The organism is Phenylobacterium sp., assembly GCF_036501465.1.
GTDB lineage: Bacteria > Pseudomonadota > Alphaproteobacteria > Caulobacterales > Caulobacteraceae > Phenylobacterium.
In genome coordinates, this window is sequence record NZ_DASYAF010000159.1 from 37,069 (window position 1) to 51,198 (window position 14,130).

Consider the following 14,130-nt stretch of genomic DNA (forward strand, 5'->3'; position numbering starts at 1 on the left):
GAGGCGCGCCACCTTGGCGAGCAGATCGCCGCCTGACAACTGGCTTGAGCGTGGGGCGGCCTCAGGCCTCGGACCGGACGCCGGAGTGGCGGGCGAAGTGGGCGAGCGTGCGCAGCTTCGACAGGCGCGCGGCCTCCTCGTCGTAGCCGCTGGGGGCCACGAAGGCGTGCCCCGCGTCGTAAAGGTGGACCGGCAGGTCGGGATGGGCGGCGCGGATCGCCTCCACGTCGGCCGGCGGGATCAGTTCGTCGGTCTTGCCCAGGTGCAGGATGGTCGGCGCCTGGAGCGCCGCGTCGAGGTAGAGGCTGATCTGGCCGCCGTAGAACGACGCCACCGCGGCGATACCGTGGCAGCGCTGGGCGGCCAGCCAGGCGGTGGTGCCGCCGAAACAGAAGCCCATGACGAAGACCGGGCCGGGCAATGCGTCGACCGCCGCCTGCACGGCGTCCAGCACCTCCAGGCCCCATCTGGTCGCCGCGCTGTAGCCCATCTGGCGGCGGGCGAGCGCCGGGTCGGAATCCTTCTCGGCGAAGCCGCGGCCGAAGCGGTCGAACAGGCTGGGGACCAGCACCTCATAGCCGATGTCGGCAAACTCGCCCGCCAGTTCGCGGAGGTGCGGGGTGACGCCCCAGATGGCGTGCAGGACGACCAGCCCGCCCCGGCGCGCCTCGCGCGGGGCCTCGTGGAAGGCCTCGTATTCGAAGCCGTCGCCATCGCCTTCAAGAGGGGCGCTGGTCAGGCGGACGGTCTCGCCCACCGCTCAGGCCTTGTCGAACAGCTCGAGGGTGCGGTGGCGGGCGAGGTCGGCGGCCTCGGCGTTGTAGCGCTCCGGGCTCTCGTTGTTGAAGCCGTGGCCGGCGCCTTCGTAGACGTAGACCGGCGTGCCCGGGTGGTGCTCGCCCACCGCCTTGGCCACCTCGTCGGCCGGGATGCCGCCGTCGGTGCGGCCGAGATGGACGATGGCCGGGCAGGCGAGGCTCTGGGCGGCGTTGGCCTGGACCATGGAGCCGTAGTAGCTGGAGGCCGCCGCCAGGCCTGGCACGCGGCTTGCGGCCAGCCAGGCGAGCGAGCCGCCGTAGCAGTAGCCGACGATGCAGACCTTCTCGCCGCGGGTGCGCAGGAAGGCGGCGCAGGCGGCGATGTCGCCCATGGCCTGGTCCAGCGGGGTGCCCATGGCGTGGGCGACACCGGCCTTGATGCCGTCGGGATCATGGTGGGCGGTGAAGCCGGGTTCGCGGCGGTCATACATGGAGGGCGCGATCGCTTCGTAGCCCATCTTCGCCCAGCGCCCGACGTCTGCGCGAACATGCTGGTCGAGGCCGAAGATCTCCTGGATCACGATCACGCCGCCCTTGCGTGGGGTGAACGACGGCTCGTGGTAGGCCGAGAACTCGAAGCCGTCGGCGCCGGCGATCTTGATGGTCTCGGCCATGATCCTGGTCTCCTCAGACGTTGAAGCGGAAATTCATCACGTCGCCGTCCTGGACGACATACTCCTTGCCTTCCTGGCGCAGCTTGCCGGCCTCGCGCGCGCCGGCCTCGCCCTTCAGGCGGACATAGTCGTCATAGGCGATGGTCTCGGCGCGGATGAAGCCCTTCTCGAAGTCGGTGTGGATCACCCCAGCCGCCTGGGGCGCAGTGTCGCCGCGATGGATGGTCCAGGCGCGCGCCTCCTTCGGCCCGGCGGTGAAATAAGTCTGCAGGCCGAGCAGATGATAGGCCTCGCGGATCAGCCGGTTGAGGCCGGGTTCGGCGAGGCCCAGGGTCTCCAGGAATTCCTGCCGCTCGCCGGCGTCCAGCATGGCGATCTCGCTCTCGATCTGGGCGGAGATGGCGACGGTGTCGGCGCCGTCGCGCCGGGCCCGTTCGGCGACCTGCTTCGACATTTCGTTGCCTTCGCCGGCCGAGGCCTCGTCGACGTTGGCGACGTAGAGGGCGGGTTTGGAGGTGAGCAGCTGGAGCATGCGCCACGCCTTCTCGTCCTCGGCGGAGATGCTCGCCTTGCGGGCCGGGCGGCCATCCTTCAGCTCGGCCAGGGCGGCGTTGACCAGGCGCAGCGTCTGGGCGCTTTCCTTGTCGCCAGCCTTGGCGCGTTTCTCGAGGTTGACCACCCGCTTCTCGAGGCTCTCGAGGTCGGCCAGCATCAGCTCGATCTCGATGGTCTCCAGGTCGGCGATCGGGTCGACCTTGCCCTCCACGTGGGTGATGTCGTCGTCCTCGAAGCAGCGGGCGACGAAGGCGATGGCGTCGCAGTCGCGGATGTTGGCTAGGAACTGGTTGCCCAGGCCCTCGCCCTTCGACGCGCCGCGCACCAGGCCGGCCACGTCCACGAAGTTGATCCGCGCGGGGATGATCTCCTTCGAGCTGGCGATTTCGGCCAGCTTGTCGAGCCTGGGCTCCGGCACCGCCACGTCGCCGACGTTGGGCTCGATGGTGCAGAACGGATAGTTCGCGGCCTGGGCGGCGGCGGTCTGGGTGAGCGCGTTGAACAGGGTCGATTTGCCGACATTGGGCAGGCCGACGATGGCGACTTTCAGGGCCATGGGTGGCGGAGGTCTTTCGATAGGCGGACGGTCGGGCGACCTAGCACGGCGCGCGGGTCGGGCCTAGGCTCAGGCGCAAGGACCCGGTGTTGACGCGGGTCCAAAACGGGGCAGGGCACATGATGGGCAAGCGCATGAGGACGTGGGCGGTCGCGGCGGCGGGCCTGCTGGCGGGGCTGAGCCTGGGGCTGGCGCAGCCGGCCCTGGCGGCGGCGCCCACGCCGACGACCCAGCTGGTGACCGCCGCGGGCAGTCCGTTCCTGTCGCTGGGGACCTATGACCTCAAGGCCCTGGGCTATGTGGTCGAGGAATATTTCATCTCCGGGACCGCGAGATCCTTCAAGCTGACCGGGGAGCCGACCGCCGACGGCGCCTGGACCGCGAAGCCGGCCGACACCGCGCCCTACGCCACCCGCATCGTGGTGGTGCGCCCGAAGGACCCCAAGGCGTTCAGCGGCACGGTGGCGGTGGAGTGGCTGAACGTCACCGGCGGCCTCGATGCGGCGCCGGACTGGATGTACACGCACCGCTACATGCTGCGCAGCGGCATGGCCTATGTGGGGGTCTCGGCCCAGAAGGTCGGCGTCGAGGGCGGCAACGGCATCGGCGGGACCGCCGGCATGTCGCTGAAGCGGGTCAATCCGGCGCGCTATGGGACGCTGACCCATCCCGGCGACGCCTTCGCCTTCGACATGTTCAGCCAGGCCGGCCAGGCGGTGAAGAGCGGCAAGGTGCTGGGGCCGCTGAAGCCCAAGCATGTGCTGGCCACCGGCGAGAGCCAGTCGGCGGTGTTCATGACCACCTATGTGGACGCCATCGACCCGCTGGCCCGGGTGTTCGACGGCTTCTTCATCCACTCGCGGTTCGGCGGGGCGCCGGCGCCGGAGATGGCCTCGATGCGCGGCGGGCCGAACGCGCGGGGGCCTGCGGGCGTCAAGCTGCGCCCGAACCTGCGCGTGCCGGTGATGACCCTGATCACCGAGACCGACATGCTGGGCTCGGGCCTCAGCGGCTTCTGGGCGGCCCAGCAGCCGGACAACGACAAGCTGCGCATCTGGGAGATCCCGGGCGCGTCGCACGTGGACAACTACATGTTCTTCGTCGGCGCCGCCGACAGCGGCTCGGCCCCGATCGAGACGCTGGCGCGGCTATGGAAGCCGAACGACGGCCTCTATGGGTCGAAGATGGCGCACCCGATCAATTCGGGGCCGCAGCACCACTATGTGGCCGAGGCGGCGATGGCGGCGCTGGACCACTGGGTGGCGACCGGCAGGGCCCCGCCCAAAGCGCCGCGCCTGGAGCTCAATCCGCCGGAGAAGGCGGGCGAGGCGCCCAAGCTGGCGCTGGACGGGTCGGGCAATGCGCGCGGCGGCATCCGTACGCCCTGGGTCGACGCGCCGACCGCCAAGCTCTCCGGCTTCGGCAACTCGGGCGGCCCGTTCGGCTTCCTGGTGGGCACCACCCAGCCGTTCGACGCCGCCGCCCTGGCCAGGCTCTATCCGGGCGGCAAGGCCGACTATGAGAAGAAGTTCGACGCCTCGCTGGCGGCCTCGGTGAAGGCCGGCTTCATCCTGCCGGCGGACGAGGCGGAGATCCGCGCGCTCGGCGCGGCGAGCTGGCCAGGGGGCTGAGCCCGGCGCCGGCGTCGCGGCCGCTCCGGCGGCCCGATCTAGGGCTTCTTGCCGGAGAACATCCGGCTTTCCGAGGCCATCACCCGGTCGATCTGGAAGTAGAAGACCTGCGGCTGGCGGCTCTCGTTCACCGTGGTCAGCACGTCGTAGGCGTGCCCGCCGTCCCGGACCAGCGCCTGTTGCGTCACCTGCCGGCCACGCGCCCGCATCAGCTCGTACTCCTCGTCGACCGAGATCACCGTGAAGGCGGTGGCCTGGCTCGATCCGTCGCCCGTCTGGATCGACTTGAGGACGGCCAGCGCCACGGCCTGCTCGCGGTCGGCGTCGGCGATCTGGTTCAGATGCCGCTCGGCGATGCTCTCGATGAGGTGGGCTTCCCCGTCGACATAGGCGGCGGCGATGATCGCCTCGGCCTGGGCTTTGGCGGCGGCATAGTCCGAGGCGTTTAGCGCGGTCAGCATCTTGCGGCGCCTGTCGCGCAGGTCCTGACCCTGGTCGTCGGCGTAGTCCGCGTAGGCGAAGCGCAGGGCGACCCAGTCGACCGTCCCGCCGGCCTTCGCCTTGCCGAGGAGATCCTGGTACCTGGCCGCGGCGGTCTGGGGCTGCGCCAGAACCAGCGCGGGCGCCAGAGACATCCAGGCGGCCGCCGCGACGATGAGGGTGGTCTTGCGCATGATCGCCCGCCCAACAATTTACATTCGTAGTCTACGATAGGCCGAAGTCGGCGACACGTGCAAGGCGGGTTGCGCCGGGCGCCCTACCGAGCCGTCGCTGCGTGGTCGCGCCACATCTGGGCTTCCTTGCGGAAGCCGCCGCGCAGGCGGGTCATGCGCTTGTCCATGTCGGCGACCATGGCGCGGGCCTCGTCGGCGCGGCCGTGGCGGGCCATGAAGGCGGCGTAGCGGCCGAGCGCCTCGAAGCCCGGCATCCGTTCGGCGGCCCACTGGTAGGCGTCGTCGGCTTCGGCCAGGCGGTCCAGGGCTTCGTAGGCGCGGCCCAGGGCCAGCGCGGCGCTGGGGGTGCGGCCGTGGGCCTGGTCCTGGCCCAGGCGCTCCAGCACCTCAAGGGCCTCGGCCGCGCGGTTCAGTTCCAGGAGGGCGTTGGCCAGGCCCAACAGCAGGACCGGATCGTCGGCGTGCACCCCGTGGGCGGCGGCGCGGTAGAGGCTCTCGGCCTCGGCGTAGTGGCCCATGCCCATGGCCGCGGCGGCCAGGCGCGACTGGTTGCGCACCGTGGGCGTGTCGTCGCAGGCCTGCTTGGCCTCGCGGTATTCGCGGTTGGGGTCGAGGGTCTCGCGCGCCGCCTTGGCCACGTTGCGCGCGGTCTTGCCGCCGAAGATGTCGGGGATGATGTTGAGCACGATGTAGACGATGCTGCCCAGGCCCGGGGCCATCAGCACGATGAAGATCCAGAAGGTGTCGCGCCCGGTGCGCACGATGTGCCAGCAGAGCAGGATCGCCGGCACATAGGTCAGCAGAAGGGCGAGGATCATGGCTGGTTCCCTTCGCGCGCCGCCTTGCGGGGGTCGACCTTTTCGGCCGGGGCCAGGCGCATCACCTCCGCCTGATACTTCTCGTCCTCGCCGGCGGCCAGCAGGGGGGCTGCGTCGGCGCAGGCGGCGAGCAGCGGCTCGACCCACTTCAGGTCCGCCTTGTGGAATTCGGACAGGACGTGGCCGTGAACCAGTTCCTTCTCGCCGGGATGGCCGGTGCCCAGGCGGGCGCGGCGGAAATAGGGGCCGACCTGGCTGGTGATCGAGCGCACGCCATTGTTGCCGGCCGCCCCGCCGCCGGCCTTCATCCGGAAGCGGCCCGGGGCCAGGTCGATCTCGTCGTAGAAGACCACCAGGTCCTCAGGCTCGATCTTGAAGAACTTCAGCGCCTCGCCGATGGCGCGGCCGGCCTCGTTGTAGAAGGTCTGGGGCTTGAGGATCAGAGTTCTCACCGGCCCGGCCGGCGTTTCGATCAAGCCCTCGGCCACGAAACCCTGGAACTTCGAGCGGAACGGGCCGAAGCCCCAGCGGCGCGCGATCTCGTCCACGGCCATGAAGCCGATGTTGTGGCGCGTCTTGGCGTAGGTCGGGCCCGGATTGCCGAGGCCGGCGATCAGCAGCATGAAATCCCCCGAACCCTGCCGGAAGAAGCCTTCCGGACTCTGGGGGAGGCGGCGAAGGCTTAGCCCTCGTCGCCTTCCTCGGCCTCGGCGGCGGGCTCGCCGCCCTCGGCGGTTGTCGCTTCAGCAGCCTCGTCTTCCTCGACCCCGGCCGAGACGCCGGCGACCGAGGCCAGCACGGTGTCGGGGCTGAGCGCGGCCTGCGCGTTGGCCGGCATCTTCAGGTCGGAGACGCGGATCGAGTCGCCGATTTCCTTGCCGGTCAGGTCGAACACCAGCTCTTCCGGAATGTGGTCGGCGGCGCAGGACACGGTGACCGTGTGGAGCGCGATGTTGAGCGTGCCGCCGCGCTTCAGGCCCGGCGAGGCGTCCTGGTTCGAGAAGTGCAGCGGCACTTCGATCTTGATCTGCTGGTGCGCGTCGACCCGGTAGAGGTCGAAGTGCCAGGGCGTGTCGCTGACCGGGTGCATGTCCACGGCCTTGGCGATCACCGGCTGGGTCTCCTTGCCATACTTCAGGGTCACCAGGTGGCCCAGGAGCTTGCCGGTGTAGAGCGCCTTCTTGAACTCGTTCATCTTGACCGAGATCGCCACCGGATCCTTGTCGCCGCCATAGAGGATGCCGGGGACCAGGCCCGCACGACGGGCGTCGCGCGCGGCGCCGGTGCCGGTCTTTTCGCGCACTTCAACGTTCAGAACGATATCGGCCATGGCCTTGCCTCAGAAACGAAACCGCCGCGCGAACGGCGCGCGGCGACGCTAGTTGCGGCCGTGTTGGCCGAAAGGGTGCGCGTAGATACACAAAACCCTCCGTCCGCGCAACGGCGCGGGCCTTAAATTCCCTCAGCGCTTCTTCGACTTCGCGCGCTTCTTCTTGACGGGCTTGCTGGTGCTGGCGTCGGCGACCTTGGTCGTGGGATCGATGGGCTCGGCGACGCCCGCGCCCAGCATCAGGCAATGGCCGGTCTCCTCCAGGGCGTGCTGGCCCAGGCAGAAGACGTCCTCGTAGTGCGGCCGGGCCACCGCCAGGCACTGGTAGAGGTTGAGCTTGGCGGCGTTGAGGCAGGTGACCTCATCCGGCTCGCCCAGCATAGGCATCACCGAGCCCAGGAGGTCGTCGTTGGCGTAGCCCAGGGCGGCCAAGGCGGCGACCGCGAGCGCATGGTTCACCGCGTTGGCGTAGGGACTGTCGGAATGGTCGGAGGTCTTGTCCATCTGGGCGCCGCCGCCAACGGCGCTCTGCAGGCGCGCGGTCTCCTCGACCTCGCCGACGCCGGCCTTGGACGACAGGTCCTTGGCCAGCGCCAGGCGCGCGTCGCGGCCCTGGACGTCGGCCTTGGACCAGGCCTGGTGCTGCACGTCATAGGCCGACTGGCGGATCGTCCGGCCGGCCATCAGGATGCGGCGGCCGTCCTCGCCCAGCGCGTGGCGCACCATGCCGGCGGCCTGGTCGTAGCCGTCGAACTTGGTCACATAGTCGGGGTTGCGGATGATCTCGTAGGCCACCGTGCGCCGTCCGTCCGGATCGGCGACGAACTTGCGCACGCCGGCCACATAGCTGGGCTCCTGCAGGGCCACCACCGCGCCATAGGCGATGGCGCCGCGCTCCAGGGCGGCGGGCTCGTAGGACTCGCCGGTCTTCAGGCTCTGGGCGACGTCGTCGCCGTTGGCGAAGCTGGGCGAGATGGCCGAGGCGTGGGCCACATAGGCGCGGTAGGCGGCGGCCTGCTCCACCACCTTGGCCGACAGGCTGACGCCTGGGATGACCGGCGCCGGCGGGGGCTGCGGCGGGGGCGCGGGCGGCGGGGGCGGCGGCGGACTGCTGCAGGCGACAGCCAGGGCGCTGAGCGCCGCGACGGCGGCCGATTTGAGCGGGCTGAGGGCGAGCAGGCGGCGGGCAGTTATCATCAGGAGGCGTTCCCCACGGACGCACGTTTGGGCGTCAGTCTTCGATTCGTCCCCGGCCGAATGTGGAATCGCACACTGCACGGCTGGTGAGCAAGCTTGGCCGACGAGCGGACGCCGTCGCGCGGCGAACGGCCCCAGCCGGCCCCCAGTCGGGCCCGGTTCGCCTCAGTCGAACAGCTTGGAGACCGATTCCTCGTTGGCGATGCGCCGGATGGCCTCGCCGATCAGCCGGTCGCAGCTGACATAGCGGATCTTGCCGCCGTCGCCGGCGCGCTCCGGCGGGGCGATGGAGTCGGTCATCACCAGTTCCTTCAGGGCCGAGGCGTTGACCCGTTCGATCGCCGCGCCGGACAGCACGCCGTGGGTCACATAGGCCGAGACCTCGGCCGCGCCGTTGTCCACCAGGGCCTGGGCGGCGTTGGTGAGCGTGCCGCCGCCGTCGATGATGTCGTCGAACAGGATGCAGCGGCGGCCGGAGACGTCGCCGATGATGTTGGCCACCTCGCTCTTGCCGGGGCCGGAGCGGCGCTTGTCGACGATGGAAAGCTCGGCGTTCAGCCGCGTGGCGACCGCCAGCGCGCGGGTGACGCCGCCCACGTCGGGCGAGACGATCATCAGCTCGGCGGTCTTCTTGTGATTGTCCTTGATGTCCTGGGCCAGGATCGGGGCGGCCAGCAGGTTGTCGGTGGGGATGTCGAAGAAGCCTTGGATCTGGCCGGAGTGCAGGTCCATGGTCAGCACCCGGTCGGCGCCGGCGCGGGTCAGGAGGTTGGCCACCAGCTTGGCGGAAATCGGCGTGCGCCCGCCGGTCTTCCGGTCCTGCCGGGCGTAGCCGAAATAGGGCATCACCGCGGTGATCCGCCGGGCCGAGGCGCGCTTCAGCGCGTCGACGCAGATCAACAGCTCCATCAGGTTGTCGTTGGCCGGATAGCTGGTCGACTGGATCACGAAGACGTCCTCGCCGCGGACGTTCTCGTCGATGGTCACCCAGACCTCGTTGTCGGAGAACCGTTTCACCTGAGCCTTGGTGAGCGGCAGGTCGAGGTGGGACGCGACGGCCTCGGCCAGCGGACGATTGGAGTTGCCGGCCAGCAGCTTCATCGGGGCCCCTCGAGGTCTCTGGGTGGATGGCGGCGCTTGTAGCAGGCGACGCCCCTGAGTCGAACCCCGACTCAGGGGGAAATCATGATCGCCGAGAGCAGGCGGCCGTAGTCGGGCTCGCCGGTCTTGAAGGCGCGGCGGTTGGAGAAGAAATCCTCCGCCTGCGCACAGGTGTCGTGGCCGACCCATTCGCAGGCGCCGACGCCGGCCGCGGTGAGGCGGGAGAGCACGAAGCCCGGCAGGTCGAACAGCCGCTTTTCCGGCGCCGCGCCGGGCGTGAAGAAGCCGGTGTAGGCCGGGTCGGCGGCGGCGAACCGCTCCAGGAACTCCAAGCCGACCTCATAGGAGGCCGGGCCGATGCAGGGGCCGACGACGGCGGTGATCCGCGAGCGGACCGCGCCCAGGGTCTCCATCTTGGCGATGGCGTCCTCGGCGACGCCGCTCAGCGCGCCCTTCCAGCCGGCATGGGCGGCGGCGACCACGCGCGCCTGCGGATCCGCCAGCAGGATCGGGGCGCAGTCGGCGGCGAGCGCGCCGCAGACCACGCCGGGGGTTTTGGTGACGACGCCGTCGGCCTGGGGCGCCTCGCCCGGCCACGGGCCTTCGGCCAGGCGGGTGTCGGCGGAATGGACCTGGTAGGCGGTGACGATCGCCGGGGCGCCGAAGTTGGCGGCGCAGCGGGCGCGGTTCTCGATGACCGCCTCGGGATCGTCCTTCGAGCCCAGGCCGACGTTCAGGCTGGCGTAGATACCCAGGGAGACGCCGCCCCGGCGGGTGAAGAAGGCGTGGCGCATGCCCGGCAGGTCGAGCAGCTTCGAGGTGATGACGGGCAGGGCGCTCATGGCTTCCCTCTATCAGGGTCCGGGCTCTCCTCGAACGGCGGCGGCGTCCAGCCCGGCGAGTGGATGACGCAGGCCTTGAACAGCTCACCCATCTCGTCGGCGGCGATCAGGCGGGTGAGCTGGCGGCCGAGGGTCGCGGTCTTGTCCGGTTGGGCGCGGACCAGGGCTTCAGCCCGCGCGCCGATCCTTAGTCGGGCCAGGAAGTCGCACTGGGTGAGGATGGCGCTCTCGCAGCCCTCTCGCCCGGCGGCGGCCATCACCGCCGGGAAGTCGGCGTGGACGGTGAGGTCGGCGGTTCCGGGCTCGTCCAGCGGATCGACCTTCTCGTGGCGGCGCAGCGCCTGCAGGGTGTCGCCGAAGCCGGGCGCGGCGCGGCCATAGTCGATCAGCAGGGCCGCCCCGCCGTCAGCGGCGATCCGTGCGCCCAGCGCCGCGCCCAGGGCGGCCTGGGCGGCGGACTGCTCGAAGACCTCGCCGGGCCGCGCGTCGGGCAGCAGGCCGGCCGCGGCGGTGGGGACCAGGCCGAAGGCGAGCTCGCCGTCCGCATCCAGGCCCACCACCTGCTCGGACCAGCCCGTGGCCGTGCGCACGAACTGGCGGGCCGGCAGGCAGTCGAGCAGTTCGTTGGCCACCAGGATCAGCGGCGCGCCGTCCGGGACCCCATCCAGGCTCGCCGCCCAGCGCACGCGGTCCCCCAGCGCCTCGGCCTGCAGGGCGCGGAGCGGGGCAGAGGTTTCCACCAGCCAGACGTCGGCGGCGTCCAGGAAGCCCGGCGCGTGGCGCAGGGTTTTCAGCATGTCGCCCATCAGGGTCCCGTCGCCGGGGCCCATCTCGACGAAGCGGAGCTCGCCCGGGCGGCCCATCAGCTCCCAGGAGGCGGCCGCCCAGACGCCCACCAGTTCGCCGAACATCTGGCTGACCAGGGGCGCGGTGATGAAGTCGCCGCCGGCGCCCAGGGCCGGACGCGTGGCGTAGTAGCCGAAGTCCGGATCATGCAGGCAGGCGGTCATGTACTGCGCGACGCTCAGTGGGCCGTTGGCCGCGATCTGGTCGGCCAGCCGCCGCGTCAGGCTCATGGAGCTTTCGCGGCGGCCTCGGCGTCGCCCGCCAGGTGGGCCTCTTCCTCCGCCAGCGCCGGCGGCAGGGGCTCCTTCAGGCCACGCCAGATCAGCCACGCGCCCAGCAGCACCATGGGGACCGACAGCATCATCCCCATGGTCAGGCCGAGCGGGAAGTGCGGCATGTAGACGTCCGGCTCACGCACGTTCTCCAGGCTGATGCGGACGACGCCATAGCCGGCCAGGAACAGGCCCAGGACCACGCCGCGACGGTTCAGCCAGTGCTTGCGATGGGTCGCCCAGCGCAGGACGCAGAACAGCACGATGCCTTCCAGCGCCGCCTCGTAGAGCTGGCTAGGGTGGCGCGGCACGCCGCCGGCGTCGGGGTCGGGGAACACCATGCCCCAGGGCAGGCTGGTCGGGCGGCCCCAGAGCTCGCCGTTGATGAAGTTGGCGATCCGCACGAAGAAGCCACCGATCGGCTCGGCGGCGACGATCAGGTCGCCCAGGCGCAGGGCGTCGATCTTCTTGAACCGGGCGAAGGCCAGGCCCGCGAGGAACACCCCGATCGCCCCGCCGTGGAAGCTCATGCCGCCGTGCCAGGTCTTCAGGATCTCGACCGGATCCTTCCAGATCAGCCAGGGCGTGTAGAAGAACACGTGACCCAGCCGGCCGCCGACGATGATCCCCAGGGTCAGCCACAGGATCAGGTCGTCGATCTCCAGCGCCGTGGCGGTGGGCGGGCGGTGCGTCCAGAGCTTCTGGTTGCGCACCATGGCCACGACGTAGCGCCAGCCCAACAGGATCGCGACCACGTAGGCCAGGGCGTACCAGCGCAGGGCGAAGGGCCCGATCTGGAAGATCACCGGGTTGAAGTTCGGGAAGTGCAGCAGGGCGGCGCTCCGGATGAGGGGGTGCGACGTTAGGGTTGACTGTCGCTTTAGAGGAGAACCTCTTCGCTTTCATCCCCTTGCGCCCATATAAGGACCATCCGGTGGGCCTCTCGTCCGCCAGGGGCAGAGTAGACGATGCAGACACAGAATCCCTTCCTGGACGAGATGGCCAAGCTTTCCACCGCGGCCATGGGCCTGGCCCAGGCGGCCGGCGACGAGGTCAAGGCCGCGGCCCGCGCCCAGGCCGACCGCATGGTGGCCGAGCTCGACCTGATCCGCCGCGACGAGATCGAGACCCTGAAGGCCGAGATCGCCGCGCTACGGGCCGAGGTGGCCGCCTTGCGGGCCGCCCAGACCGCGGTGGCTCCGAAGCCGGCCTCCGCGAAGGCCGCCTCGTCCAAGGCCAAGCCGAAGGCAGGCGGCTGAACCTGTCCACGCAATTGCACACAGGAATGTGGGCGCCCGCGACGATGAAGCAGGTGACGCGCGAGGCGCGAAGCAGCTTAGTTTCAGGGTCGCAGGCGATTCGGGGGCGGCCGTCTGCTCCCCGCCCGCTGCGAAAGGAGTCCTGCAATGGACACCACCAGCCCGTCTGACGACAGCGTCCAGCTGGGCGCCGATCCGCTCGATGTGGTCGAGCATGTGCTCGCCGCCGAGAACCTGCCCTTCGACCGCACCGAGGACGGCGACCTCGCCTTTTCCCTGGCCGGCGACTGGAAGGACTACGAGCTTTGGTTCGCCTGGCGGCCGGAGGGCGACTGCCTGCAGCTCTGCCTCTCCATGGATCTGACCGTGCCGAAGGCGCAGCGCGAGGCGGCCATGGACCTGATCGCTCAGGTGAACCCGCGGGTGTGGCTGGGCCACTTCGAACTGTGGGAAGACGGCGAGGTGATCTTCCGCCACGGCATGGCGCTGATGACCGGCGAACAACCGAGCCTGGCCCAGGCCGCGGCGATGATCGACGTGGCCGTGGAGGCCGGCGACCGCTTCTATCCGGCCTTCGATTTCCTGATCCAGGGCTCCAAGTCGCCGGCCGAAGCCATCGCCGCCTGCATGTTCGAGACGGTGGGCGAAGCCTAGGGCCGACCTTCTCATTCTGACGTCATCCCCGGCCCTTTGCGGGGATCCATAGACGCTGGCGTCTCAGGCAATCTTGCAAACGCGGTGTCCATGGATGGCCGGGACAAGCCGAGCCATGACGATCTGATTTGAGGTCTGCGAGGGCGGCCTCTAGGTTGCCCCGCATGATCACACCGATCCTGTTGCTGGGCGCGGGCCGCATGGGCGGCGCCATCCTCGATGGGTGGGCGAAGGCCGGCGCGTTCGCCGCACGTGACATCCTGATCGTCGATCCCTTCCCGTCCGAGGCGGCGAAACGGATGGAGGCGGCTGGCGCCCGGCTCAATCCGCCGGCCGCGGCCCTGGCGCAAGCCCGCACGGTGATCCTGGCGGTGAAACCGCAGAAGTGGCTGGAGGCGGCCGCCCAGCACGGGGCGCATCTGGCGCCCGACGCGGTGATCGTCTCCATCGCCGCGGGCGTGCCGACCGAGGCGATCTCCCGCGAGTTCGGCGGCCGCACAGTGGCCCGGGTGATGCCGAACACCGCCGCCGCCATCAACCGCGGAACCACCAGCCTCTATGCCGCGGACCCCGACGCCCGGGCCCGGGCGCGCGCGCTGTTCGCGCCGCTGGGCGCGGTGGTGGAGCTGCCGGAGGAGGCGCTGATCCACGCCGGCACGGCGGTCGCGGGTTCCGGCCCGGCCTACCTCTACGCCTTCGTCGAGACCCTGGAGGCGGCCGGCGCCGCCATCGGCCTGTCACCCGACGACGCCAAGGCCCTGGCCCGCTCGACGGTGATCGGCGCGGCGGCGCTGCTGGAGGCCAGCGGCGAGGAGCCCGCCGAACTTCGCCGCCAGGTCACCTCGCCGGCCGGCACCACGGAGGCGGCGATGAACGTGCTGCTGGGCGAGCATGGCCTACCGCCCCTGATGCGCGAGGCGGTGGCCGCGGCGCAGCGCCGGTCGAAGGAACTGGGCGGCTAGG

Annotated in this window: 16 protein-coding genes; 4 read left to right on the plus strand and 12 right to left on the minus strand. The window is 70.4% G+C overall.

The annotated features are described in order from the left end of the window. Positions 1–61: 61 nt before the first annotated feature. From VGL85_RS18340 to ychF, 3 genes are read right to left on the minus strand one after another with little or no spacing between them, the layout of a single operon-like run. Positions 62–757, minus strand: coding sequence for a dienelactone hydrolase family protein (locus VGL85_RS18340; protein WP_331590448.1), 696 nt, complete (start codon positions 755–757; stop codon positions 62–64). Between the two features lie 3 nt (positions 758–760). Further along, a complete protein-coding gene (locus VGL85_RS18345) occupies positions 761–1,432 on the minus strand; it encodes a dienelactone hydrolase family protein (protein WP_331590449.1) in 672 nt (223 codons plus the stop codon). Between the two features lie 13 nt (positions 1,433–1,445). Further along, positions 1,446–2,543, minus strand: a complete 1,098-nt coding sequence (gene ychF, locus VGL85_RS18350) for a redox-regulated ATPase YchF (RefSeq protein ID WP_331590450.1) — start codon at positions 2,541–2,543, stop codon at positions 1,446–1,448. 134 nt (positions 2,544–2,677) lie between these two features. Here ychF and VGL85_RS18355 point away from each other — a divergent pair, with 134 nt between their 5' ends. After that, positions 2,678–4,174, plus strand: coding sequence for an alpha/beta hydrolase domain-containing protein (locus tag VGL85_RS18355; protein WP_331590452.1), 1,497 nt, complete (start codon positions 2,678–2,680; stop codon positions 4,172–4,174). A gap of 38 nt (positions 4,175–4,212) precedes the next feature. Here the strand turns inward: VGL85_RS18355 and VGL85_RS18360 are convergent, their stop codons facing one another. The 9 genes from VGL85_RS18360 to lgt all read right to left on the minus strand — a co-directional run bounded on the left by VGL85_RS18360 (position 4,213) and on the right by lgt (position 12,084). Further along, a complete protein-coding gene (locus VGL85_RS18360; protein ID WP_331590453.1) occupies positions 4,213–4,848 on the minus strand; it encodes a DUF4919 domain-containing protein in 636 nt (211 codons plus the stop codon). 83 nt (positions 4,849–4,931) lie between these two features. After that, a complete protein-coding gene (locus tag VGL85_RS18365) occupies positions 4,932–5,666 on the minus strand; it encodes a tetratricopeptide repeat protein (RefSeq protein WP_331590454.1) in 735 nt (244 codons plus the stop codon). After that, positions 5,663–6,289, minus strand: coding sequence for an aminoacyl-tRNA hydrolase (gene pth / locus VGL85_RS18370; RefSeq protein ID WP_331590455.1), 627 nt, complete (start codon positions 6,287–6,289; stop codon positions 5,663–5,665). Before pth ends, VGL85_RS18365 begins: the two co-directional genes overlap by 4 nt. Positions 6,290–6,348: 59 nt before the next feature. Then, complete coding sequence (locus VGL85_RS18375) at positions 6,349–6,996, minus strand: 50S ribosomal protein L25/general stress protein Ctc (protein WP_331590456.1); 648 nt, start codon at positions 6,994–6,996, stop codon at positions 6,349–6,351. Between the two features lie 132 nt (positions 6,997–7,128). Further along, positions 7,129–8,193, minus strand: coding sequence for a hypothetical protein (locus tag VGL85_RS18380; RefSeq protein WP_331590457.1), 1,065 nt, complete (start codon positions 8,191–8,193; stop codon positions 7,129–7,131). Between the two features lie 165 nt (positions 8,194–8,358). After that, positions 8,359–9,294 carry a ribose-phosphate pyrophosphokinase gene (locus VGL85_RS18385; RefSeq protein WP_331590458.1) on the minus strand — a complete coding sequence of 312 codons (936 nt, stop codon included), beginning with the start codon at positions 9,292–9,294 and terminating at the stop codon, positions 8,359–8,361. A gap of 71 nt (positions 9,295–9,365) precedes the next feature. Beyond that, a complete protein-coding gene (pgeF, locus tag VGL85_RS18390; RefSeq protein WP_331590459.1) occupies positions 9,366–10,136 on the minus strand; it encodes a peptidoglycan editing factor PgeF in 771 nt (256 codons plus the stop codon). Then, positions 10,133–11,212: a class I SAM-dependent methyltransferase gene (locus VGL85_RS18395; RefSeq protein ID WP_331590460.1), complete on the minus strand. Its 1,080-nt coding sequence runs from the start codon at positions 11,210–11,212 to the stop codon at positions 10,133–10,135. Before VGL85_RS18395 ends, pgeF begins: the two co-directional genes overlap by 4 nt. Further along, the gene (gene lgt, locus VGL85_RS18400; protein WP_414695307.1) at positions 11,209–12,084 is read right to left on the minus strand and encodes a prolipoprotein diacylglyceryl transferase; all 876 of its coding nucleotides are present in this window, start codon (positions 12,082–12,084) and stop codon (positions 11,209–11,211) included. The genes VGL85_RS18395 and lgt overlap by 4 nt, the downstream gene beginning before the upstream one ends. Before the next feature lie 138 nt (positions 12,085–12,222). Between lgt and VGL85_RS18405 the strand changes: the two genes are divergently transcribed. From VGL85_RS18405 to proC, 3 genes are all read left to right on the plus strand, one after another. Next, on the plus strand, positions 12,223–12,513 hold the full coding sequence (locus tag VGL85_RS18405) for an accessory factor UbiK family protein (protein ID WP_331590461.1): 291 nt from the start codon (positions 12,223–12,225) through the stop codon (positions 12,511–12,513). Positions 12,514–12,660: 147 nt separating this feature from the next. After that, positions 12,661–13,167, plus strand: coding sequence for a YbjN domain-containing protein (locus VGL85_RS18410; RefSeq protein WP_331590462.1), 507 nt, complete (start codon positions 12,661–12,663; stop codon positions 13,165–13,167). Between the two features lie 167 nt (positions 13,168–13,334). After that, positions 13,335–14,129, plus strand: coding sequence for a pyrroline-5-carboxylate reductase (gene proC, locus VGL85_RS18415; protein WP_331590555.1), 795 nt, complete (start codon positions 13,335–13,337; stop codon positions 14,127–14,129). The last annotated feature ends 1 nt before the right edge of the window (position 14,130 follow it).

Bases quoted from the DNA above. Each gene is read 5' to 3' on its own strand.
- VGL85_RS18355 (WP_331590452.1), top strand. From the start codon at position 2,678: ATGAGGACGTGGGCGGTCGCGGCGGCGGGCCTGCTGGCGGGGCTGAGC.
- VGL85_RS18375 (WP_331590456.1), bottom strand. From the start codon at position 6,996: ATGGCCGATATCGTTCTGAACGTTGAAGTGCGCGAAAAGACCGGCACC.
- pth (WP_331590455.1), bottom strand. From the start codon at position 6,289: ATGCTGCTGATCGCCGGCCTCGGCAATCCGGGCCCGACCTACGCCAAG.
- VGL85_RS18380 (WP_331590457.1), bottom strand. From the start codon at position 8,193: ATGATAACTGCCCGCCGCCTGCTCGCCCTCAGCCCGCTCAAATCGGCC.
- VGL85_RS18405 (WP_331590461.1), top strand. From the start codon at position 12,223: ATGCAGACACAGAATCCCTTCCTGGACGAGATGGCCAAGCTTTCCACC.
- ychF (WP_331590450.1), bottom strand. From the start codon at position 2,543: ATGGCCCTGAAAGTCGCCATCGTCGGCCTGCCCAATGTCGGCAAATCG.
- VGL85_RS18395 (WP_331590460.1), bottom strand. From the start codon at position 11,212: ATGAGCCTGACGCGGCGGCTGGCCGACCAGATCGCGGCCAACGGCCCA.
- VGL85_RS18365 (WP_331590454.1), bottom strand. From the start codon at position 5,666: ATGATCCTCGCCCTTCTGCTGACCTATGTGCCGGCGATCCTGCTCTGC.
- VGL85_RS18360 (WP_331590453.1), bottom strand. From the start codon at position 4,848: ATGCGCAAGACCACCCTCATCGTCGCGGCGGCCGCCTGGATGTCTCTG.
- VGL85_RS18345 (WP_331590449.1), bottom strand. From the start codon at position 1,432: ATGGCCGAGACCATCAAGATCGCCGGCGCCGACGGCTTCGAGTTCTCG.
- VGL85_RS18410 (WP_331590462.1), top strand. From the start codon at position 12,661: ATGGACACCACCAGCCCGTCTGACGACAGCGTCCAGCTGGGCGCCGAT.
- VGL85_RS18385 (WP_331590458.1), bottom strand. From the start codon at position 9,294: ATGAAGCTGCTGGCCGGCAACTCCAATCGTCCGCTGGCCGAGGCCGTC.
- pgeF (WP_331590459.1), bottom strand. From the start codon at position 10,136: ATGAGCGCCCTGCCCGTCATCACCTCGAAGCTGCTCGACCTGCCGGGC.